This window comes from Streptomyces sp. NPDC001108 (assembly GCF_053598535.1).
In genome coordinates this window covers 317,737-335,036 of the sequence record NZ_JBSFKL010000009.1, presented here as the reverse complement: position 1 = coordinate 335,036, position 17,300 = coordinate 317,737, and the positions used below count along the sequence as shown (strand labels likewise).

The window sequence follows — 17,300 nt, the reverse complement described above, 5'->3', positions numbered from 1 at the left end:
TGATTGCATGGGGCACCGACAGCGGACCGGACCGGGTCGGGCAGGTCGGCGGGGGCGCGGGCGCACCACCGTCGCGGAGCGCCAGGGGCCGGGGGCCGGTCAGGCGCCGACCGCGACCAGCGAACGGTGGTGCTTCGGGCTCTCGGCCTCGTCGATCAGGGCCACCGCCAGGTCCGTGTACGAGAACCCGGACGGGCCGCCGGTGTCCGGCAGCACCCGGTGGTCCCCCGTCCGGTAGTGGCCGGTCCGGGGCGCCTCGTCGTCGAGGAAGACGGGCGGCGGGGCGAGGACGAGCCAGTCGACGTCCGTCTCTACGGCGCGCAGCACGTCGAGCGCGGCGGCGTGCCCCAGCGAGAACGCCCGGTGCTCCGCCGGGGTGCCGGGCGCGTCGTGGACGGCCACCCCGGGGGCGGTCTCCAGCGTGGTGCCGATCCCGAGGAGGACGAGCCGGCCGACCCCGGCCCGGCCGAGACCGTCGAGCAGCGCGCGGGTCGCGCCGACGTAGAACTCCGCCGCGGGCACATCGGTACGGGCCGCCGCGCCGATCACCGCATCGTGCCCGGCCGCGACCTCCGCGACGCTCTCCACCCGGGTCGTGTCGCCCGCGACCACGCGTACGCCGTCACCGGCCAACTCCAGGTACGCGTCCGGGTTCTGGTACTTGTCCGGGTCCCGCACCACGGCGGTCACCCGGTGCCCGCGTGCCACCGCCTCGGCGACCGCGCGCCGGCCGGCCCGCCCTCCGGCCCCGAACACAACGATCCTGACGCCACCCATGGGAACCCCCTCGCCGGGCCCGCACCGCGCGGGCCGATGCGCCGGACGCTAGACCCGCGACCCATGGTTTCCGCAACGATAGTTGCGTACGCTCGCGAGGTGAACGAACCTCTCGATCCCGACATGTTCACCGGCTGCACCCACGCCCCGACCCCGTTCCGGATCGGCGGCAAGTGGATGCCGATGATCATCCGGTGCCTGGAGACCGGCCCCCGGCGCTTCAGCGAACTGGAGATCCCGCTGCGGGGCATCACCCCGAAGGTCCTCACGGAGACGCTTCGCGCGATGGAACGGGACGGCTTCCTCACCCGCACCGTCACGGACTCCCTCCCACCCCGGGTGGACTACGAGCTGAGCCCCCTGGGCCGTACGCTGCTCGCCCCGCTCGACGCCTGCTGCACCTGGGCCGCCGCCCACCTCCCGGAGCTCCTGGACGCCCGGGACGCGTACGAGGACACCGCACCGGCGCCCGGCGGACCGTGACGGCGCGGCGAGGTCCGGCCGGTCAGGGCCCGTCGTCCGCTCCGCGCCGCGCCACCACCGGCCCCAGCAGGAGCGCCGCCACCAGCAGCGCCGGGACACCGACCGCCAGGGCGGTGCTGCCGCCGACGAGAGTCGTGAGGTTGTCCAGGATCAGCACCAGGAAGGCCACCAGCCCGAGCAACCCCAGCGCCGGTGCGCACGCGTTCGGCCAGGCGCCCGTCCGGTGTTCGCGGTGCCGGGCGAAGAACACCACCACCGCCGCGCTGGTGATCGCGTACAGCAGCACCACTCCGACGGAGGCGAAGCTCGCCAGCCAGGTGTAGACCTGGTCGGCCGGGTCGAGCCCGGCGGCCACCGAGACCGCCAGCAGCACCGCGACGACGGCGGCGGTGGCGTTCGAGGCCCGGTGCGGGGACCCGTGGCGCGGGTGCGCGGCACCGAGCCACGCGGGCAGCGCGCCCCGGCCCGCGAGCGCGAAGACGTACCGGGCCACGATCGTGTGGAACGACAGGATCCCGGCGAACAGGCTGGTGACGAAGAGGACGTGGACGAGGTGCCCGCCGACCGCGCCGAGGTGGTGGCGGGTGGCGTCGGCGAGCATGGTGCCGCCGTGGTCGGTGGCGGTCCCGACCGCGTGCGCGTCGCCGACGGCGGTGATCAGCGCCCAACTGGAGAGGGCGTAGAAGGTGCCGATCAGGGCCAGTGACAGGTAGGTCGCCCGGGGGATGGTGCGCCCGGGGTCGCGCGCCTCGTCGCGGAAGACGGCCGTCGCCTCGAAGCCGATGAAGCCGAGGACGGCGAAGAGGACCCCGACCCCGGGCGCCCCGGACATGATCCGGTCGGGGCTGACGATGCCGGAGGACAGCCCGCTGTCGCCGCCCGTGACGAGGACGACGGCGTCGAACACGACCACGACGAGCACCTCGGAGACCAGCCCGACGCCGAGCACCTTGCCGGACAGCTCGACGTCCCGGTATCCGAGGAAGGCCACCACGGCGAGCGCCGACGCCGCGTACGCCCACCAGGGCGCGCCGAGCACCCGACCACCGGCCGGCAGGGCGGCGAGCCCCGGGCCGAGCAGCCCGAAGATCCCGGCCTCCAGCGTGACGTAGGAGAGCAGCGCGGCAAAGCCCGCACCGAGCCCGGCGCCCCGGCCGAGCCCCCGGTCGACGTAGGAGGAGAAGGCCCCCGCGCTCCGCACATGGGGCGTCATCGCGGTGAAGCCCACCGCGAAGAACAGGAGCACGACCCCGGCGACGACATAGGTCGCCGGGAAACCCGTCCCGTTGCCCCCGGCGATGCCCAGCGGTACGGGGCCGCCGACGACGGCGAGCGGGGAGGCGGCGGCGGTGACCATGAAGACGATGCTCGCGACACCGAGATCACCGCGCAGCCGGGCCCGTTCCCCACCGCGACCGCGGCTGCGGCTACGGGTGCGGCTACGGGTGTCGGACGGGACCGGCCGCCGGAGTTCCGAGGACATGCTGTCTCCTCCTTGGGCGACGGACGGGACGGAGAGGCGCACCCGAGCAGGAACCGCCACGGCCACCACGCGCCCCTTCCACTTCAACGCCGCACCCACGCCGAGGATGCGGCACGGCCGCCATCGCACGTCCCCCGGACGGCCCGTATCGCGCTCACGGCTCCCCGTCGCCCGGCACGGCCCCGGCCAGCCGCAACCCCCGGCTCTCCGCGACGCGTACGACCTGCCGCAGCGACTCGCTCAGCCGGGCGGCGAGGAACCGGATCTGCGGCGCCGTCGACCTCTCATCGGCCAGAAGGTCATCGGCGTGCCCGAGCAGATCGCCCGCCATGCCGAGTTGGACGCTCTCCATGTCGTCGGCCATCCGCGACATCAGCCCGCCCCCGTCGCCCCCCGCCAGCAGATAACAGGGCTTGCCGCCCTCCCCCGTCCACGGCAGCAACCGCGCCATCGAGGGCTCGACGCCCGGCCGTTCGGCGGTGACGTGCTGTTCCATCTCGACCTGCTCTCTTTCTGTAGCGAATTCATCACAGAGTGGGGTCGATCGTCGCTACGCTGCCAGAGGGGCGGGGATGACGGCACACGGGTCAAGACGGGGAGTTGGACCGCATGACAACGAAACGAAGTCCACGCACACCACGCGAGAAGTACGGCGAGGAGCTACGCCTCCGCCGCCTGGCCGCCGGGCTCACCCAGGAGGCCCTGAGCGAGATCATCGTCTGCTCGCCGACGCTGATCAGCCACTACGAGGCGGGCCGCCGCCTGCCGTCCCCGGAGGACGCCCGCCGCATCGACCGCGCGCTGGGGACGGACGGGTTCTTCGAGCGGTGGCTGAGTGACCTGGAGTCGAAGTTCGCCCAGTACTTCACAACGGTTGCCGAACTGGAGCACGAGGCTACGGAGATCCGCCAGTACGGCGCATCGCTTATCCCGGGGCTCCTCCAGACGAAGGCGTACGCAAGTGCTGTCTTCCGGTCCTACCGACCCAACTTCCACGAAGAAGAGCTTGACGAATTCGTTGTCAGCCGCTTGGGACGAAGCCAACTTCTCAACGGGCCATCAGCGCCCGTTGCCTGGACACTGCTCGACGAGGCAGCTCTTCGGCGCTGCGTAGGCGGCCCGCAAACCATGGCGGAGCAGCTGCACAAGGTCGCGGACATGGCAGAGGCGGGCCGACTACGCCTTCACGTGCTGCCCTTCGACTCGGGAGCACACGCGCTCGTCGAGAGCATGCTCTACCTGCTCAATTTCGCAGACGCCCCGCCACTCGCCTACGTTGAAGGTCTTCGGACAGGGCACCTGATGGACGATCCAGCGTTGGTGGCTGAATGCCAAACCTCCTACGCTCTTGCGCTGGGCGATGCGGCCCCGCACGTGGAGTCGGTTGCTCTTGTCAGAGCCGTCGCTGAGGAGCACAAACATGCACAGCACCAAGTCCGCCGCCACTGACAGCACACGACGGAGCGAGTGGCGCAAGTCCAGCTACAGCGGCCCCTCCGGCGGCGAGTGCCTTGAAGTCTCGGACGGCCACGCCTCGATCCCGGTGCGCGACAGCAAAAACCCCACCGGCCCCGCTCTCGCCTTCTCGACGGGCAGCTGGTCGGCGTTCGTCGCGGCGGTCAAGAGCGACAGCCTCAACGCCTGACGCGTACCGCACCCAGCGAGCCGGTCCCGCACGGGACCGGCTCGCTCCGCGTGACAACGTCTCCGTCAAGGCCGGTAGATGCACTCCGCGATCGTCGAGTGCTTCTTCCAGCCGAGCGTCTCGTACAGCGCGCGGCCGGGGTCCGTCGCGCCGAGGACGCCCGTCCGCGCGCCCCGGGCCACGGCCTGGTCGGCGAGCGTGCGCATCACGAGGCCGCCCAGGCCGCGCCGCCGGTGGGCCTCGTTGGTCACCACGCGGTCCACCACCGCCGCCCGGCCGATGATCGCCGCCTGCCCCTGGGCCGCCGGCCGGCCTGCCGCATCCCGCACGTACACGTGGACGACGCCGTCCACGTACTCGACGGACACCGCGTACTCCTCGGGCGCACGCGGTGTCGTGACCGTCAGGTCGATGGCCATCAGGTGGCCGGTCTCCTCCCAGGCCACCACCCATCCCGGCGTGAGCCAGGACTCGATCTCCTCGGGCTCGGCGGGCATCTTCATCCAGGTACGCGGAACCGTCACGGAGGCAGCGGCGGCGCGGACCAACGACTCCTGGGTCACCGGGAGGACATGGCGGCCCACTTCGGCGGGGTTGTCGGCCACCTCGATGTAGTAGCCCCAGGGCTGCCGAACGGGTGGCGGCGTACGCCGGGACACGGCCCAGCCCGCCACCCACGTCCTGACCATTTCCTCAAGCATCGCGTCCTCCCGTCGCGGGACCGCACCCACAGTCCACGTAATACCCAAAAGAGCCTTCCAGTTATTACGTACCGTACCGCCGCCACGTAAGGCATCAAACTCGCGGGCGACTGTTACACATAGACCGGATCTCGCCGCTCGGCGGCCGACGGACACCGACAGGCAGAGCCGTCACCCGACCGCGACCGGCCGGTTTCCGATTTCCGCGATGAGGCGACGGTAGGTCTCGAAGGCCGGTTTGGGCGTGTAGTCGTCGCGCAGGAGGCCGAAGTGGTGGAAGAGGCCGTCGGCGCCGGTGTCGGCGTCACGCAGGGAGAAGAACGTGTAACCGTCGATGTTGAGGTCGTCCGCGAGGGCGGCGACGGTCCGGACGACGGTGTCGAGGACTTCCGCCTGCCGGTGTTCGGGGCGGTCGGGGCCGGTGGGCCAACCGTTCTCGCAGATGCGGATCGGCACGGTGTCCGGGATGGCGGCCTTCGGCAGGTCGGTCCGCCGGAAGGCGGTGAGGATCCCGGTGACCGCCGCCGCCAACTGGTCGGCGGCGATGGGGCGGAAGACGTCGGGGAAGAAGTCCAGTCCGACGTAGTCCAGTTCGGCCAGGAAGCGTTCGTCGGCCAGGGCGGCGAGGTCGGACCAGAAGGTGTCGGCCGGGTCGAAGGTCGGTACGGCGTTGAAGCCGACCGCGATCGTGTGGCCCAGCGCGCGAGCCTCTTCCTTGGCGGTGACGACGCCCTGGACCAGGGCGTTCAGGACGTTGGGGCTACTGCCGTCCAGAACGGGAAGGTCGGCGTTCGGCTCCTCGCAGATCTGGAGGGAGGCCAGGTGCGGCCCGTGGACACGGACGGCCTCGCGGACGAATTCGGGCCAGCCGTCCAGCTGCCCCGACTGCTCCCGGAAGGGCAGCACGAGATCGAGTCCGCGCCCGCCTCCGAGGTACTGCTGCGGGTCGGCGGGGGTGGGCGGTTCCTGCGGGGACGTGACGGCGAAGGGCTGGTAGGCCCGGACCGACAACGCGGGGCCCGCACCTTGCAACTGGTCGAGCGCGTCGGCGATGCGGTCCGGAAGGTCGGGCAGGGTCGGATGGACGATTCCGTGGTCGTCGCCCAGAAGGCCGCCGGGGTAGATGCCGAAGGTCAAGGTCATGATGATCCCCCTCCAAAATTTTGGTGTCACACCAATTTTGGAGTGACGCTATCATTCATCCGTGGGACTTCGAGAGACGAAGAAGCAGCAGACCCGGACGGCGATCGCGGACGCGGCCCTGGGCCTGTTCCTGGAGCACGGATTCGACCGGGTCACGGTCGCCGAGGTCGCCCGGCAGGCGGGGGTGTCCACCAACACCGCGTTCAACTACTTCCCGGCCAAGGAGGACCTGTTCTTCGACCGGCAGGCCGAGGCCGAGGACCATCTCGCCGGGCTCGTACGCGACCGGGCGCCCGGCACCTGCCCGGTGGAGGCGGTCCGGGACGGCCTGCTGACCGCACTGCGGCAGAACGAGCCGATGCTCGGGCTCCATCCGGGCGCGGTCAGGTTCTTGCAGGTCATCCACGACAGTCCGGCACTACGTGCCCGCGAGCGCGAGATCGGTGAGCACGCCGAGGCGGCACTCGCGGTGGCGCTGGCGGAGCATCCGTCGCCGGCCACTCCCGGCGACGGCATCGACCCCCTGGCGTCCGCCCTCCTCGCGGGGGCCGTCGCCGGAACGCACCGCGCGGTACTGGGCGAGATCCGACGTCGCGTCATGTCCGGTGAACCCGCCGCGCGGGTACGCGACGCGGTCGCCCCGGCGGCGCTCCGGGCGTTCGACCGGTTGTGCCTGGGCCTGCACGCGGAAACTGCCGGGAAGCACCCGTAGGACACCGGACCTCGGGGACTGGGCATCGGGCGGGGCTCCGCTACGTCAGAAACTCCACTCCCACCGCATCTGCAGATGCGCAGCGGCGGGCGGCTGGCTACTGGCTACGCTCGCGGCCATGGCGATCTCATACGAGTGGCGGTCGAACTTCGACAACGCGGCTCTTCACGCGCTGCATTCAGCGGGCTTTCACGAGCAGGCGACGGAAGTCGTCGACTGGCTGGCCCGGGTACGGCGGCACAGCCTCGGCTGGGTGTGCGCGCGGTACGACGGTGAGCTGATCGGCTTCGTCAACGTCGCGTGGGACGGCGGGGCACACGCGTTCCTCCTGGACACAGTGGTCGCCGCGGACCACCGGCGCTCGGGCGTCGGAGCCGGACTCGTCGCGGAGGCGGCACGGGGAACCCGGGAAGCCGGATGCGCCTGGCTGCACGTCGACTTCGAGGAAGACCTACGGCCCTTCTATCTCGATGCCTGCGGGTTCAAACCGACGGCAGCGGGGCTCATCCCCCTCTGATCCCGCCCGCGTTGAGCGCCACGATGGGCTTCACCTTCTTCGCGGCGTTCGCGCTTCCCTTCGGACTGCTCGTCACGGGCATCGCGATCTTCATGGCCGTCTACGCCTTCGCGACCGGACACCCCGAGCTACAGCCCCACCTGATCCAACGCCACCCAGGGCCGCCGAATCGGAGTCGCCGATTTCGACATCACATTCAAGCCCGCAAACGGAACGTGAATCAGCGCGACACCGAATCCCAGTTGGGCCATCCAGGAACAAATCAACCACCAAGGCAGAAGGAAAAGTTCAACTATCTGCCGAAATAGATGATCTGAGGGCTCATCACTTGCCCCTGCAAGGCCACCAGATTCAGCCCCTCTCTCGATTGCATCGGCAACGAAGAGTTGATAGAGGTGAGGGCACATACGTTCGCAGACACGGCGGGGGCAACGTGAGGGGCGAGCAGAGGGCGGGCAAGGGGCGCGCGGGCTCACCGATGGCGAGCGCCCAACCGGAGGAGTCGCCCCCGGCACATAACGCGCAGGTGGATGCGGTCGTGACGCACCCGCCCACCGGCCGGGCGGCGAACGGGCGCCCCGGCCCGGCCACGGAGGAACCTCTCCCCCGCAGGACGCTGGGAGTCTCGCCCAGCCGTTGAGCGCGACGCCGGAGCGGGACGGCAGAACAGCCCGGCACACGGTCACATGCGCGAACACCCGAGCCGGGAAAGGCAACTGGCAGGACGTCTGCTCGCACCACAAGAAGAAACGATTCCGCTGAGGCGTGGGGGCGCGGCGACGCGGCATACCGGAAGAGTTCGACGGAAGGGGGGCTTCCCGTGGTGGGTTGGGACATCAAACCGCAGGGAGTGCAGGGCCAGTTGAAGGTCACCGGTACGCATGCCGGGGAGTTGGAGAAGGCGCTGACCGCGCTGATGACGGCCATGTCGGAGGCTGCGCAGGCGGCGGGTACGGCCGTACCCGGCCCGCAGGCCGCGACGCCTCTGCAGGGCCCGGTGGCACCCGGGCAGGCGCCGTTGTCGCAGAAGGCGATGGGGCCGGTGGCGGCGGCGCTGGGTGAGTACCTCGAAGCGCGGCGAAAGAGCCTGGAGTCGATGGCCGAGCGCATCGAGGCGGCCATCCTGGGTGCGGTCGAGGCCACGAACGCGTACTGCGCGGGTGACCTGGAGACCGCCGAGCGCGCGCAGAACGCCGCGAAGTCCGTGCGCCTGGATCTCCTCAAGAACCCCGGGGGCCACAAGTGAGTGACAACGCCCCGGTCGACCCGCTCGGGATACCGGTCTTCACCGGTGACCTCGCCCTGCTCGACACGAAGGTGACCGAACTGTCGGGCGGCGGCGCCAAGATAGCGACGGCCAGTGGTGACGTCCACACCAGCTTCGGCGGGCTGAGTGCCTTCTACAAGGCGCCCGAGGCGGAGCAGTTGTTCGCCACGACCAAGCCGGTCGCCGACACCGGACTCACCCTGAGCTCGGACCTGTGCGTCATCTCCGGCGCGCTGGGCACGTACTCGGACGACGCCTTCCCGCTGGTCGAGAAGCTCAAGCAGCTCAAGCGGGATGCCGTCGCCTTCCGCGTCAAGGTCGACGGTGACGACAAGTGGCGCGAGGACAGCGACCTGGTCGAGGAGAACAACCGACGGCACAACGAGATAGCCGAGGTGTGGGCCGCGTTCCAGGAGGTGGAGAGGGCCTGCCACGCCAAGATCGTCGCCCTGGTCGGGGGCAAGGCGCTCAGGACGAACGACGGCTCCGGCAAGGAGGGCATGTACGGCTACGACGCCGAAGCCCTCAAGAAGGCGGAGGGGCTGCCCTGGGGAGACCCGGTCGAGGAGTCGGTGCCGTGGTGGAAGGTGTGGCGCCACGCCTACGACTTCGGCAAGGGCTTCGTCGTCGACGGGGTCTGGGGAACGATCAAGGGGCTGGGCACCTTGGTCGGCGTCGACGGCTGGGACTCGATGAAGCAGGCGTGGACCGGTCTGGCGAAGCTCGCCACCGGAGTGGCCATCGCCATCACGCCCGGTGCGAACACTCTCTTCTGGGCCCTTCCCGATGACAAACTCCCTTCCTGGATACGAGACTCGCGCACCGCGATGAAGGAGACGGGCAAGGCGCTGGTGGCCTGGGACCAGTGGGGCAGCAACCCGTCCCGCGCGGCCGGTGCGGTCACGTTCAACGTCCTGACCACCGTCTTCACCGGTGGCACCGGCGGTGCGGCGGCAGGTGCGGGCAAGGCCGCGATGGCGGCCAAGGCGCTGTCCTTCGCGGGCAAGGCCGGCCGGGTCGTCGACCCCATGACGTACATCTTCAAGGGCGCCGGCGCCGGACTTTCGAAGATCAGCGACGTCATGACCGGTCTGAAGGGGCTCGGCAAGTTCGAGGTCCCGAAGATCGACGTGGACGGCGCGTTCGCGCTTCCCGAGGGCGCCGTCCACCTCCCCGACGGGACCATCCACCTCCCGTCCGGCTCGACGGTCCCGGCCGGGGCGATCAAGCTCCCCGACGGCAACATCAGACTCCCCGAGGGCACCACCGCTTTTCCGCCGGGCACGGTGAAGCTGCCGGTGGACGGCCCGCCGCAGTTCCTGGACCCCGAGGGCAACATCTACGACGCCGCGGGCAACATCACCCAGCACGCGAAGGACGCCCCAACAGGCAGGCCGGACGCCGGCGCCGACCTCCCGCGCACCGATGCCCCGAACATGGACTCCCCGGCCACCGCCGCAGTCCCGGAACGCGAACTGGTGGGCGTCGGCGGCCGTGGCGGCGACGACGCGATCCGCCTGGGCAGCGACATCTCCGACCCGGTCCACGTAAGCGAACACGCACCGAACGCCCGCCCGGATACTGCCTACAGCGGTCACACAGGGCACGGTCCCTCCAACGAGCTCAACTCTCCTCGGGGCGACCACGGCGACGTCCGCCCCACCAGCAGTCACACGGACTCTCCATCGACCGCCGGGCATACGGACGGCCCAGGCGGCACCGGTCACGCAGATAGCCCGTCCACAGGCGACGGCCACGGGCTCCCGCCCACGGGCGGTCACCACGCGGACGGACCGGGCGGCACCGGCTCCGGCCCCCACGAGCCTCAAGCTCCAGCAGCCCTTGACGAGGCGACCCGCGCGGCTCACCGCGCGGAGTACGAGGCTGCCCGTGAGGTTCCGGCCAAGGACCGAACGCCCGCCGAAAGCATGGCCATCACCCGTGAGCACGTGCGGCTTGCCAACGAGGACCCGGTCTGGCGAGCGGAGCACTATGACAAGTGGGGGGATGGCTTCCGTAACAATGCAAACGAACTGGTCGACGGCCAACTTCTACCAAAACTGATCGAGAAATCCCCTGGCACATGGATCGCCACCTCTGACATCCCATACGCGCACCCGGGCGGGTTCCACCTCACCCCCCTGGAGCGGGGCCGGCACACTGTCGCCCCCGAGCATCTGGCCTACCTCGACGAGGTCGCAGCCAAGCGTATGGCCGGGATGGACCTGACCGCTGCCGAGAAGCTCTTCGAGGAGAAGCCGAGCTTCGAGAACGCGTACGATCTGGCCCACGCACAGGAGCACTACAACCAAACAGTTGGAGAAGATGTCGCCAACAACTCCAAGCTCGGGGAGAGCCTCGGCGAGGAAGCCGCGCGACGCCACATGCTCCTACAAAAGGAATTCGAAGGCGCCCACGAAATAACCGATCTCCCCAAAACAGCCAATGGTTCGAAGAGATTCGATCAGCTCTGGCGCGACAAGGACGGAAATCTTGTCATTGTTGAGGCGAAAAGCCCTAACGGGACACTGGAGTGGCGACAAGGCTACAGCAGGGCTGGCCATCGCTTCATGGTGAAGCAGGGGTCCATCGATTACGTCCACACAATTATTGAAGACATGAGACAACGCTCCCTTACTTCACCGGCCGAAGCCAAGTACGTATCGGAACTCGAAAAAGCCATAGAGAACGAGACTCTGCGATACGTCCTCGTTCAGGCATCCGAGAACACTGGTCAGTATGCTGGGGCCGTACTCAAATACTTCAAACTCTTCTAAGGAGAAACGCATTGACTTCGATCATTCCCCGCCATCCTTTTCCCACGGAGCATGCGGAAGGGGGCATCGCTGTTCTCCAAGAGAGCGCCGACAGGTGGATCGACGGGCTCGAGGCAGACTCCACCGGGTTGGGCAGGGCCCTCGAAGCCTGCCTCGCACTGGCTGAAGGGCGCTGCTTGTTGGACCCGCAGGGGTCGATCTTTCCCACCTGGGACGCCTGGGTGAACGCGATGCAGATCGGCTCCGCCATGTTCGCCGGCGCGACCACGACCGAGAGCCACGTCCAGTGCCGCATCGCGCACAAGGACCGCACCCTCCAAGCCACCGGTCCGCAGCCGTACGTCAACCCCGGTACCTGGCTCAGCGCCTTCTACCTCGCCGCAGTGTGCCGGGAACGAGAGAGGATCACCGCCCTGTGCCAGATCCCCTTGTCCCTGTTGCGGGGAAACGGCGCCCCCTACGACGAGTTCGAGTACGCCTGGGTCGACGCTCTCCAGACCTACTGGCTCGGCGGCGACGACCTCGGCTCGAAGCTGGTCGCCGCCATCAGCGGCGCGGACTCGGACAACCACGCCGAGCAGGAGGTAGTGAGCAAGCTCCTCTACCCGCCGATGGAAATGTTCCACCGGATCGTCCGCAACGACCACGCGGGCTTCAACCGCGCCCTCACCGCCGCCCTCCAGTGGCACAAGGAGTACTGGTCCCACGAGGACCGAGCCAACCTGATCTCGGGCCTTGTCGCACTCGCACCTCTAGCCATGGCGTGCTTCGCCCACGACGTCGGCTTCCCCATCGAAGTCGAGTCCGAGTATCTGCCCTCCACCCTCCTCGGACGCAACTGGTGCGGAGAATTCCCCACGTAGACGCACACGTGAGTGGCAATTCGACAAGCGAATCCATGGTGGAACCGACCTAGGAGAACAGTGATTGCGAGCGTCTCTCGCCAGGACTACTCGGTGGCCGAGATGGAAAAGGCGGTGCCAGTCCTGGAGGGGGCCCTGGCCGATTCGCTGCGGCACATCGAAACCTCCCACGATGCCAGGACCGGGGCGCTGTCAACGTCTCTGAACGTCGCGCGCATCCGTTGCATCGGGGATCCGGACGCCGGAAAGCTGGAAACCTGGGAGTCGTGGCTGCTGGCCATGCAGGTGTCCTCGGCGGTCTTCGCCGCCGCAGTGACCGACCGGGAGTCGGTGACCTGCAAGATCCGCCAGGAGGAATGTCAACTCGAAGCCACTGGATCGCAGTTCTATCTCAATGCGGGAACCTGGGTCGAGGCGTTCTACCTGGCCTTGATCTGCCGGGAGCCGGCACAGCTCGACATGCTGGCGCGGGTGCCCGAATCGCTGCTGCGTGACTGCGGCGGCGTCCCGGACGAGTACATCTACGCCTGGGTGGAAACTCTGCGAAGCTTCTGGCTGAGACGCGACGATGTCGGCCAGCACCTGGTAAGAGCCGTGGACTTGAGCGCTCCCGAACACGCCCGCATCATCGGTCCCGAGACCATGAGCAAGCTCAAGTACCCGCCGATGATGATGTTCTACCGGTACTTGCGCAATGACACAGCCGGTTTCAACGAGGCGCTGAACGACGCCCTGCGCTGGCACAAGGAGTACTGGACGGCCAACGAGGACCGCACCCAGGACATCACAGGAGTCGTGGCCCTCGCACCCCTGGCCATCGCCTGCCTCGCCAAGGCCAACGGCATCCCGATCGAGGTCCAGTCCGGCTACCTTCCGAGCGCCCTGCTCGACTTCGCCTGGCGCGGCGAGTTCGACGCGTAGCCCACGGGGTTATGGGAGCGCGAGTCCTCGGTTTCCTCATCCGGCACCGACGGAAGGAGGATCCTTCTATCGGGCAAATCGGCAGAAAAGTCAGGAGTAGTTCATGTCGGTGGCTGTGGAGCGGCACGCCACTCCTACGGTCGACCAACAGGTATCCGAGCGTCTGGCAGAGGCATTCGAGGAACGCATCCAGAACCTGGATTCCTCGCCTGCGAATTTCGGTATGGCACTGGACGAGGCACTCCTGCAGATGCAGATGAATCAGGCTCTCAATCCACGCGGAAACCGTTTCGCCACCTGGGATTCCACTGTCTGCGCCATGCAGGTGGGCTCAGCCGCCTTCGCCGCCGCCTCCGTCACCGAGGGCTCGATCGAAGCGCGCATCGCACACGAGGTGCGCTCCATCGAGGCCACGGGGCCCCAGTCCTACGCGAACGTCGGGAACTGGCTGACCACACTCTGGTTCGTCATCGTCTGCAGGGACCAGTCCCGCATGGACGCGATGTGCCGGATTCCGCTCGATCTCCTGCGAGCGTCCGGCGTCAAGGGCGACTCGTACGTCCACCACTGGGTGGACGCCCTGCAGACGTACTGGCACGAGCAGCCGGGGCTGCCGGAGAAACTCACGGCGGCCATCGAGCAGTCCCATCCGGCCATCGCCACCATCATGCCGCGCGATCTGCTCCAGTGCGTGCTGTATCCGCCGATCAACCTCTTCTACCAGTTCCTACGCAAGGACCACGCTGGGTTCAACCAGGCGCTCGCGGAGGCTCTGGAACTGCACAAGGCGTACTGGAGCGCGCCGGAGCGCTCGGGCAGCATCGCAGGATTCCTGGCCCTCGGGCCGCTGGCCATGGCCTGCCTCGCGTACGACGCGGGCTTCCCCATCGAGGTCGAGTCCGACTACCTACCCATCCGTCTCCTGGACCGTTCCTGGGTGGGCGAGTTCGACACGTGACGCCATCGGACGCCACCAAGGGCCTTCACCTGTCGCCACCGGAAATCGTAGTCCGATCGCAAGGCATCTTGGCGGAACGCCTCGGACACTCCCCACCCAACCGCCACAAAAGGAAACACATTGGTCTCGATCATTCCCCGCCATCCCTTCCCCACTGAGCACGCGGAAGCGGGCCTCGCCGTGGTCCAAGGGAACGCACAGGAGCTGATCGACGGGCTGGAGGCGGACTCCACCGATCTGGGCGATGCTCAACACATCACACTCACGTTGGCCAATTCGCGCTGCCTGCTCGACCCGAGGGCATCGATCTTCCCCACGTGGGATGCCTGGGTGAACGCGATGCAGGTGAGTTCCGCCGTGTTCGCCGCCGCGACCACAACCGGGGAGCAAGTGCAGTGCCGCATCGCGCACAAGGACCGGACGCTCAAGGCCACCGGCCCGGAGTGGTACGTGACTCCGGGCACCTGGCTTGCCGCCTTCCACCTGGCGGTGGTGTGCCGCGAGAAGCACAGGATCACGGCCCTGTGCCAGGTGCCCATGTCCCTGCTGCGCGAGAACGGGTCGCGCTTCGAGGAGTACCACTACGCCTGGATCGACACCCTCCAGACCTACTGGCTCGGCGGCCCCGAGCTCGTGCCGAAACTGGTGGCCGCAGTCGACGGCACCGCCCCGGAGGCCGTCGCGGACCCTCAGATGGTCGGCAAGCTGATGTACCCGCCGATGGAGATGTTCCACCGCTTCATCCGCAGGGACAACGAGGGCTTCAACCGTGCGCTCGCTGCCGCCCTCGAATGGCACAAGAACTACTGGAGCGAGGAGAGCCGGGCGCTCCAAGCCTCGGGCTTCGTCGCGCTCGCGCCACTGGCCATGGCCTGCTTCGCGCATGACGCGGGCATCCCCATCGAGGTCGAGTCCGAGTACCTTCCCGCAACCCTCCTCGGACGCAACTGGTGCGGCGAATTCCCCACTTAGAAATACAGATACACCACGGTTCACGATCACCGCTCACCCCGAGATATGCAATCCATGATGGACCCGGTAGGAGAGGTCAATGGCTATATGCATACCGCGTCAGGAATATCCAGTAGTCGAAATGGCCGAATCCCTCCCCGCCATGGAGAAATCTCTGGACAATATGGTGCAGTCCATCGAGGCCTCGCACAGTGCCAGGAGTATGGTCCTGTCGAAGTCTCTGAATGTGGCCTCCCTCCGTTGCATCGGGGATCCGGACGCCGGAAAGCTGGAAACCTGGGAGTCGTGGCTGCTGGCCATGCAGGTCTTCTCGGCGGTCTTCGCCGCCGCTTTGACCGATCAGGAGTCGGTGACCTGCAAGATCCGTCAGGAGGAGCAGCGACTCGAAGCCACGGGGCCGCAGTTCTATCTCAACGCGGGGACCTGGATCGATGCGTTCTACCTGGCCTTGATCTGCCGCGAGACAGCCCGGCTCGACATGCTGGCCCGGGTGCCCGAATCGCTGCTGCGTGACTGCGGCGGCGTCCCGGACGACTACGTCTACGCCTGGGTGGAAACCCTCCGGAGCTTCTGGCTACGACGCGACGACGTCGGCCAGCACCTGGTACGGGCCGTGGACCTGACCACACCCCAGCACACCCGCGTCATGGACACCGAAACCATGAGCAAGCTCGAATACCCGCCGATGATGATGTTCTACCGGTACCTGCGCAACGACGCCGCCGGCTTCAACGAAGCCCTCAACGACGCCCTGCGCTGGCACAAGGAGTACTGGACGGCCGACGAAGACCGCACCGAGAACATCACAGGAGCTGTGGCACTCGCCCCCCTGGCCATCGCCTGCCTGGCCAAGGCCAACGGCATCCCGATCGAAGTCGAATCCGGCTACCTCCCGAGCGCCCTGCTCGACCACGCCTGGCGCGGCGAATTCGACGCGTGACGGAGGCGGGGGCAGGGGGCACGGGGCAGGCAGGAACCAGGGGCCGTCGCCGTCCGCGCCGAGCGGCTCGGACGGCGACGGCTCGGACGGCGACGACGCGGACGGCGACGGCCCGGTCGGTGCTACCGCTTCAGGTGCCGGGCGAAGAACCGGGCTCCGGCGTCCACCTCGAACTGCGGGACGCCCGTGTGTCCGCCCATGTTGGCGTGCAGGGTCTTCTCCGTGGAACCGAAGGCGTCGAACAGGTCCAGGGAGGCCTGCCGGTCGTTCCCCTCGTCGTCCCACTGCAGCAGGACCTGCAGCGGAACGGTGACCCGGCGGGCCTCCTCGTACATGGCGGCGGGTACGAAGCTCCCGGCGAAGAGCCCGGCGGCCGCGATGCGCGGCTCGACCGCGGCCAGCCGGATGCCGAGGGAGATGACTCCCCCTTCGTACCCGACCGGGCCGTCGATGCCGGGCAGGGCGAGGAGCGCGTCCAGGGCGGCCCGCCACTCCGGTACGGCCTTCTCGACGAGCGGGAGGATGAGGGCGTCGATGGTCTCGTCGCCGACCGGCTCACCGGCCCGCATCGCCCGGCGCAGGTCGGTGCGGGCCTGTTCGAGGTCGTCCCAGCGGGGCCGGTCGCCGTTGCCGGGGAGTTCGAGGGTGGCCGAGGCGAAGCCGTACTCCGTCGCGTAGTGCCGGGCCCGTCCGGCCAGCCGGGTGCGGGTCCTGGGCAGTCCGAGCGGCGGGGGGCTGATGAGGATCAGCGGCACCGGTGCGGAAGGGGTGGCGGCCGCGGGCGTCCACAGGATGCCGGGGATCTCGCCGAGGGTGAATTCGCGTTCGAGGACGTGGCCGTCGAGACGCTGTTCGGCAGTGAAGTCCAAGTGCACGGTCGTGCCTTTCGGGAGTGCTCGTGAACGGCGCTCCCGGACGTTCTTCTACCGTCCGACCATGACTCCGGAGGGGAGCACCCATGTCGATACTGCGTTCACGGGTACCACCTCCTTGTTCTCCTGCACGGCCTCCGCGACCGTAGCAGGGGGCTCTGCGGTCCGCCAACCGGGATCTTCCGTGCGGAGGCAGAACGAAATGGGGCCCGGTCGTATGACCGGACCCCCCTCGTTTTCCCCCACCGTCAGGGCTTCCCAGACCCCCC

Annotated in this window: 19 protein-coding genes; 13 read left to right on the top strand and 6 right to left on the bottom strand. The window is 68.4% G+C overall.

The genetic code is table 11. The features are described 5' to 3' along the window. Window positions 1-99 precede the first annotated feature (99 nt). Window positions 100-777 carry an NAD(P)-dependent oxidoreductase gene (locus tag ACWC97_RS22075; protein WP_450651048.1) on the bottom strand — a complete coding sequence of 226 codons (678 nt, stop codon included), beginning with the start codon at window positions 775-777 and terminating at the stop codon, window positions 100-102. Window positions 778-876: 99 nt separating this feature from the next. Between ACWC97_RS22075 and ACWC97_RS22070 the strand changes: the two genes are divergently transcribed. Further along, window positions 877-1,260: a winged helix-turn-helix transcriptional regulator gene (locus ACWC97_RS22070; protein WP_450651046.1), complete on the top strand. Its 384-nt coding sequence runs from the start codon at window positions 877-879 to the stop codon at window positions 1,258-1,260. Window positions 1,261-1,282: 22 nt separating this feature from the next. On the opposite strand, the gene ACWC97_RS22065 is transcribed toward ACWC97_RS22070, so the two are convergent. Continuing rightward, window positions 1,283-2,743, bottom strand: coding sequence for an APC family permease (locus ACWC97_RS22065; RefSeq protein WP_450651044.1), 1,461 nt, complete (start codon window positions 2,741-2,743; stop codon window positions 1,283-1,285). 154 nt (window positions 2,744-2,897) lie between these two features. Next, window positions 2,898-3,239: a hypothetical protein gene (locus ACWC97_RS22060; protein ID WP_352273897.1), complete on the bottom strand. Its 342-nt coding sequence runs from the start codon at window positions 3,237-3,239 to the stop codon at window positions 2,898-2,900. Window positions 3,240-3,352: 113 nt separating this feature from the next. Between ACWC97_RS22060 and ACWC97_RS22055 the strand changes: the two genes are divergently transcribed. Next, on the top strand, window positions 3,353-4,192 hold the full coding sequence (locus ACWC97_RS22055) for a helix-turn-helix domain-containing protein (protein ID WP_352273896.1): 840 nt from the start codon (window positions 3,353-3,355) through the stop codon (window positions 4,190-4,192). Then, on the top strand, window positions 4,164-4,388 hold the full coding sequence (locus ACWC97_RS22050; protein WP_450651042.1) for a DUF397 domain-containing protein: 225 nt from the start codon (window positions 4,164-4,166) through the stop codon (window positions 4,386-4,388). The genes ACWC97_RS22055 and ACWC97_RS22050 overlap by 29 nt, the downstream gene beginning before the upstream one ends. Window positions 4,389-4,453: 65 nt before the next feature. On the opposite strand, the gene ACWC97_RS22045 is transcribed toward ACWC97_RS22050, so the two are convergent. Beyond that, window positions 4,454-5,077 (bottom strand): GNAT family N-acetyltransferase, encoded by a 624-nt coding sequence (locus ACWC97_RS22045; RefSeq protein ID WP_450651041.1) that lies wholly within the window; start codon window positions 5,075-5,077, stop codon window positions 4,454-4,456. Between the two features lie 183 nt (window positions 5,078-5,260). Then, window positions 5,261-6,232, bottom strand: coding sequence for a hypothetical protein (locus tag ACWC97_RS22040; protein WP_450651039.1), 972 nt, complete (start codon window positions 6,230-6,232; stop codon window positions 5,261-5,263). A gap of 61 nt (window positions 6,233-6,293) precedes the next feature. Between ACWC97_RS22040 and ACWC97_RS22035 the strand changes: the two genes are divergently transcribed. The 10 genes from ACWC97_RS22035 to ACWC97_RS21990 all read left to right on the top strand — a co-directional run bounded on the left by ACWC97_RS22035 (window position 6,294) and on the right by ACWC97_RS21990 (window position 16,159). After that, window positions 6,294-6,944: a TetR/AcrR family transcriptional regulator gene (locus tag ACWC97_RS22035; protein ID WP_450651037.1), complete on the top strand. Its 651-nt coding sequence runs from the start codon at window positions 6,294-6,296 to the stop codon at window positions 6,942-6,944. A 118-nt stretch (window positions 6,945-7,062) separates the two neighbouring features. Then, window positions 7,063-7,461, top strand: coding sequence for a GNAT family N-acetyltransferase (locus ACWC97_RS22030; RefSeq protein WP_450651035.1), 399 nt, complete (start codon window positions 7,063-7,065; stop codon window positions 7,459-7,461). Window positions 7,462-7,484: 23 nt separating this feature from the next. Then, window positions 7,485-7,769, top strand: a complete 285-nt coding sequence (locus tag ACWC97_RS22025; RefSeq protein WP_450651034.1) for a hypothetical protein — start codon at window positions 7,485-7,487, stop codon at window positions 7,767-7,769. 512 nt (window positions 7,770-8,281) lie between these two features. Next, window positions 8,282-8,707, top strand: coding sequence for a DUF6507 family protein (locus ACWC97_RS22020; RefSeq protein ID WP_352273889.1), 426 nt, complete (start codon window positions 8,282-8,284; stop codon window positions 8,705-8,707). 71 nt (window positions 8,708-8,778) lie between these two features. Then, window positions 8,779-11,505 (top strand): hypothetical protein, encoded by a 2,727-nt coding sequence (locus tag ACWC97_RS22015; RefSeq protein WP_450651032.1) that lies wholly within the window; start codon window positions 8,779-8,781, stop codon window positions 11,503-11,505. A gap of 176 nt (window positions 11,506-11,681) precedes the next feature. Continuing rightward, window positions 11,682-12,368, top strand: coding sequence for an immunity 49 family protein (locus ACWC97_RS22010; protein ID WP_450651030.1), 687 nt, complete (start codon window positions 11,682-11,684; stop codon window positions 12,366-12,368). 102 nt (window positions 12,369-12,470) lie between these two features. Further along, window positions 12,471-13,289: an immunity 49 family protein gene (locus ACWC97_RS22005; RefSeq protein WP_450651071.1), complete on the top strand. Its 819-nt coding sequence runs from the start codon at window positions 12,471-12,473 to the stop codon at window positions 13,287-13,289. A gap of 103 nt (window positions 13,290-13,392) precedes the next feature. Continuing rightward, window positions 13,393-14,247, top strand: coding sequence for an immunity 49 family protein (locus tag ACWC97_RS22000; RefSeq protein WP_450651028.1), 855 nt, complete (start codon window positions 13,393-13,395; stop codon window positions 14,245-14,247). Window positions 14,248-14,367: 120 nt separating this feature from the next. Further along, entirely contained in the window at window positions 14,368-15,219 is an 852-nt protein-coding gene (locus ACWC97_RS21995) for an immunity 49 family protein (RefSeq protein WP_450651027.1), read from the top strand. A 121-nt stretch (window positions 15,220-15,340) separates the two neighbouring features. Continuing rightward, a complete protein-coding gene (locus ACWC97_RS21990) occupies window positions 15,341-16,159 on the top strand; it encodes an immunity 49 family protein (RefSeq protein ID WP_450651025.1) in 819 nt (272 codons plus the stop codon). Window positions 16,160-16,281: 122 nt separating this feature from the next. Here ACWC97_RS21990 and ACWC97_RS21985 read toward each other — a convergent pair whose 3' ends face one another. Continuing rightward, window positions 16,282-17,028: an alpha/beta hydrolase gene (locus tag ACWC97_RS21985; protein ID WP_450651023.1), complete on the bottom strand. Its 747-nt coding sequence runs from the start codon at window positions 17,026-17,028 to the stop codon at window positions 16,282-16,284. Window positions 17,029-17,300 lie beyond the last annotated feature (272 nt).

What these genes read in the sequence shown, in the direction of transcription:
- ACWC97_RS22075 (WP_450651048.1), bottom strand. Translation starts at nt 777, where the DNA reads ATGGGTGGCGTCAGGATCGTTGTGTTCGGGGCCGGAGGGCGGGCCGGC.
- ACWC97_RS22065 (WP_450651044.1), bottom strand. Translation starts at nt 2,743, where the DNA reads ATGTCCTCGGAACTCCGGCGGCCGGTCCCGTCCGACACCCGTAGCCGC.
- ACWC97_RS22060 (WP_352273897.1), bottom strand. Translation starts at nt 3,239, where the DNA reads ATGGAACAGCACGTCACCGCCGAACGGCCGGGCGTCGAGCCCTCGATG.
- ACWC97_RS22055 (WP_352273896.1), top strand. Translation starts at nt 3,353, where the DNA reads ATGACAACGAAACGAAGTCCACGCACACCACGCGAGAAGTACGGCGAG.
- ACWC97_RS22050 (WP_450651042.1), top strand. Translation starts at nt 4,164, where the DNA reads ATGCACAGCACCAAGTCCGCCGCCACTGACAGCACACGACGGAGCGAG.
- ACWC97_RS22045 (WP_450651041.1), bottom strand. Translation starts at nt 5,077, where the DNA reads ATGGTCAGGACGTGGGTGGCGGGCTGGGCCGTGTCCCGGCGTACGCCG.
- ACWC97_RS22040 (WP_450651039.1), bottom strand. Translation starts at nt 6,232, where the DNA reads ATGACCTTGACCTTCGGCATCTACCCCGGCGGCCTTCTGGGCGACGAC.
- ACWC97_RS22030 (WP_450651035.1), top strand. Translation starts at nt 7,063, where the DNA reads ATGGCGATCTCATACGAGTGGCGGTCGAACTTCGACAACGCGGCTCTT.
- ACWC97_RS22025 (WP_450651034.1), top strand. Translation starts at nt 7,485, where the DNA reads ATGGGCTTCACCTTCTTCGCGGCGTTCGCGCTTCCCTTCGGACTGCTC.
- ACWC97_RS22005 (WP_450651071.1), top strand. Translation starts at nt 12,471, where the DNA reads ATGGAAAAGGCGGTGCCAGTCCTGGAGGGGGCCCTGGCCGATTCGCTG.
- ACWC97_RS22000 (WP_450651028.1), top strand. Translation starts at nt 13,393, where the DNA reads ATGTCGGTGGCTGTGGAGCGGCACGCCACTCCTACGGTCGACCAACAG.
- ACWC97_RS21990 (WP_450651025.1), top strand. Translation starts at nt 15,341, where the DNA reads ATGGCCGAATCCCTCCCCGCCATGGAGAAATCTCTGGACAATATGGTG.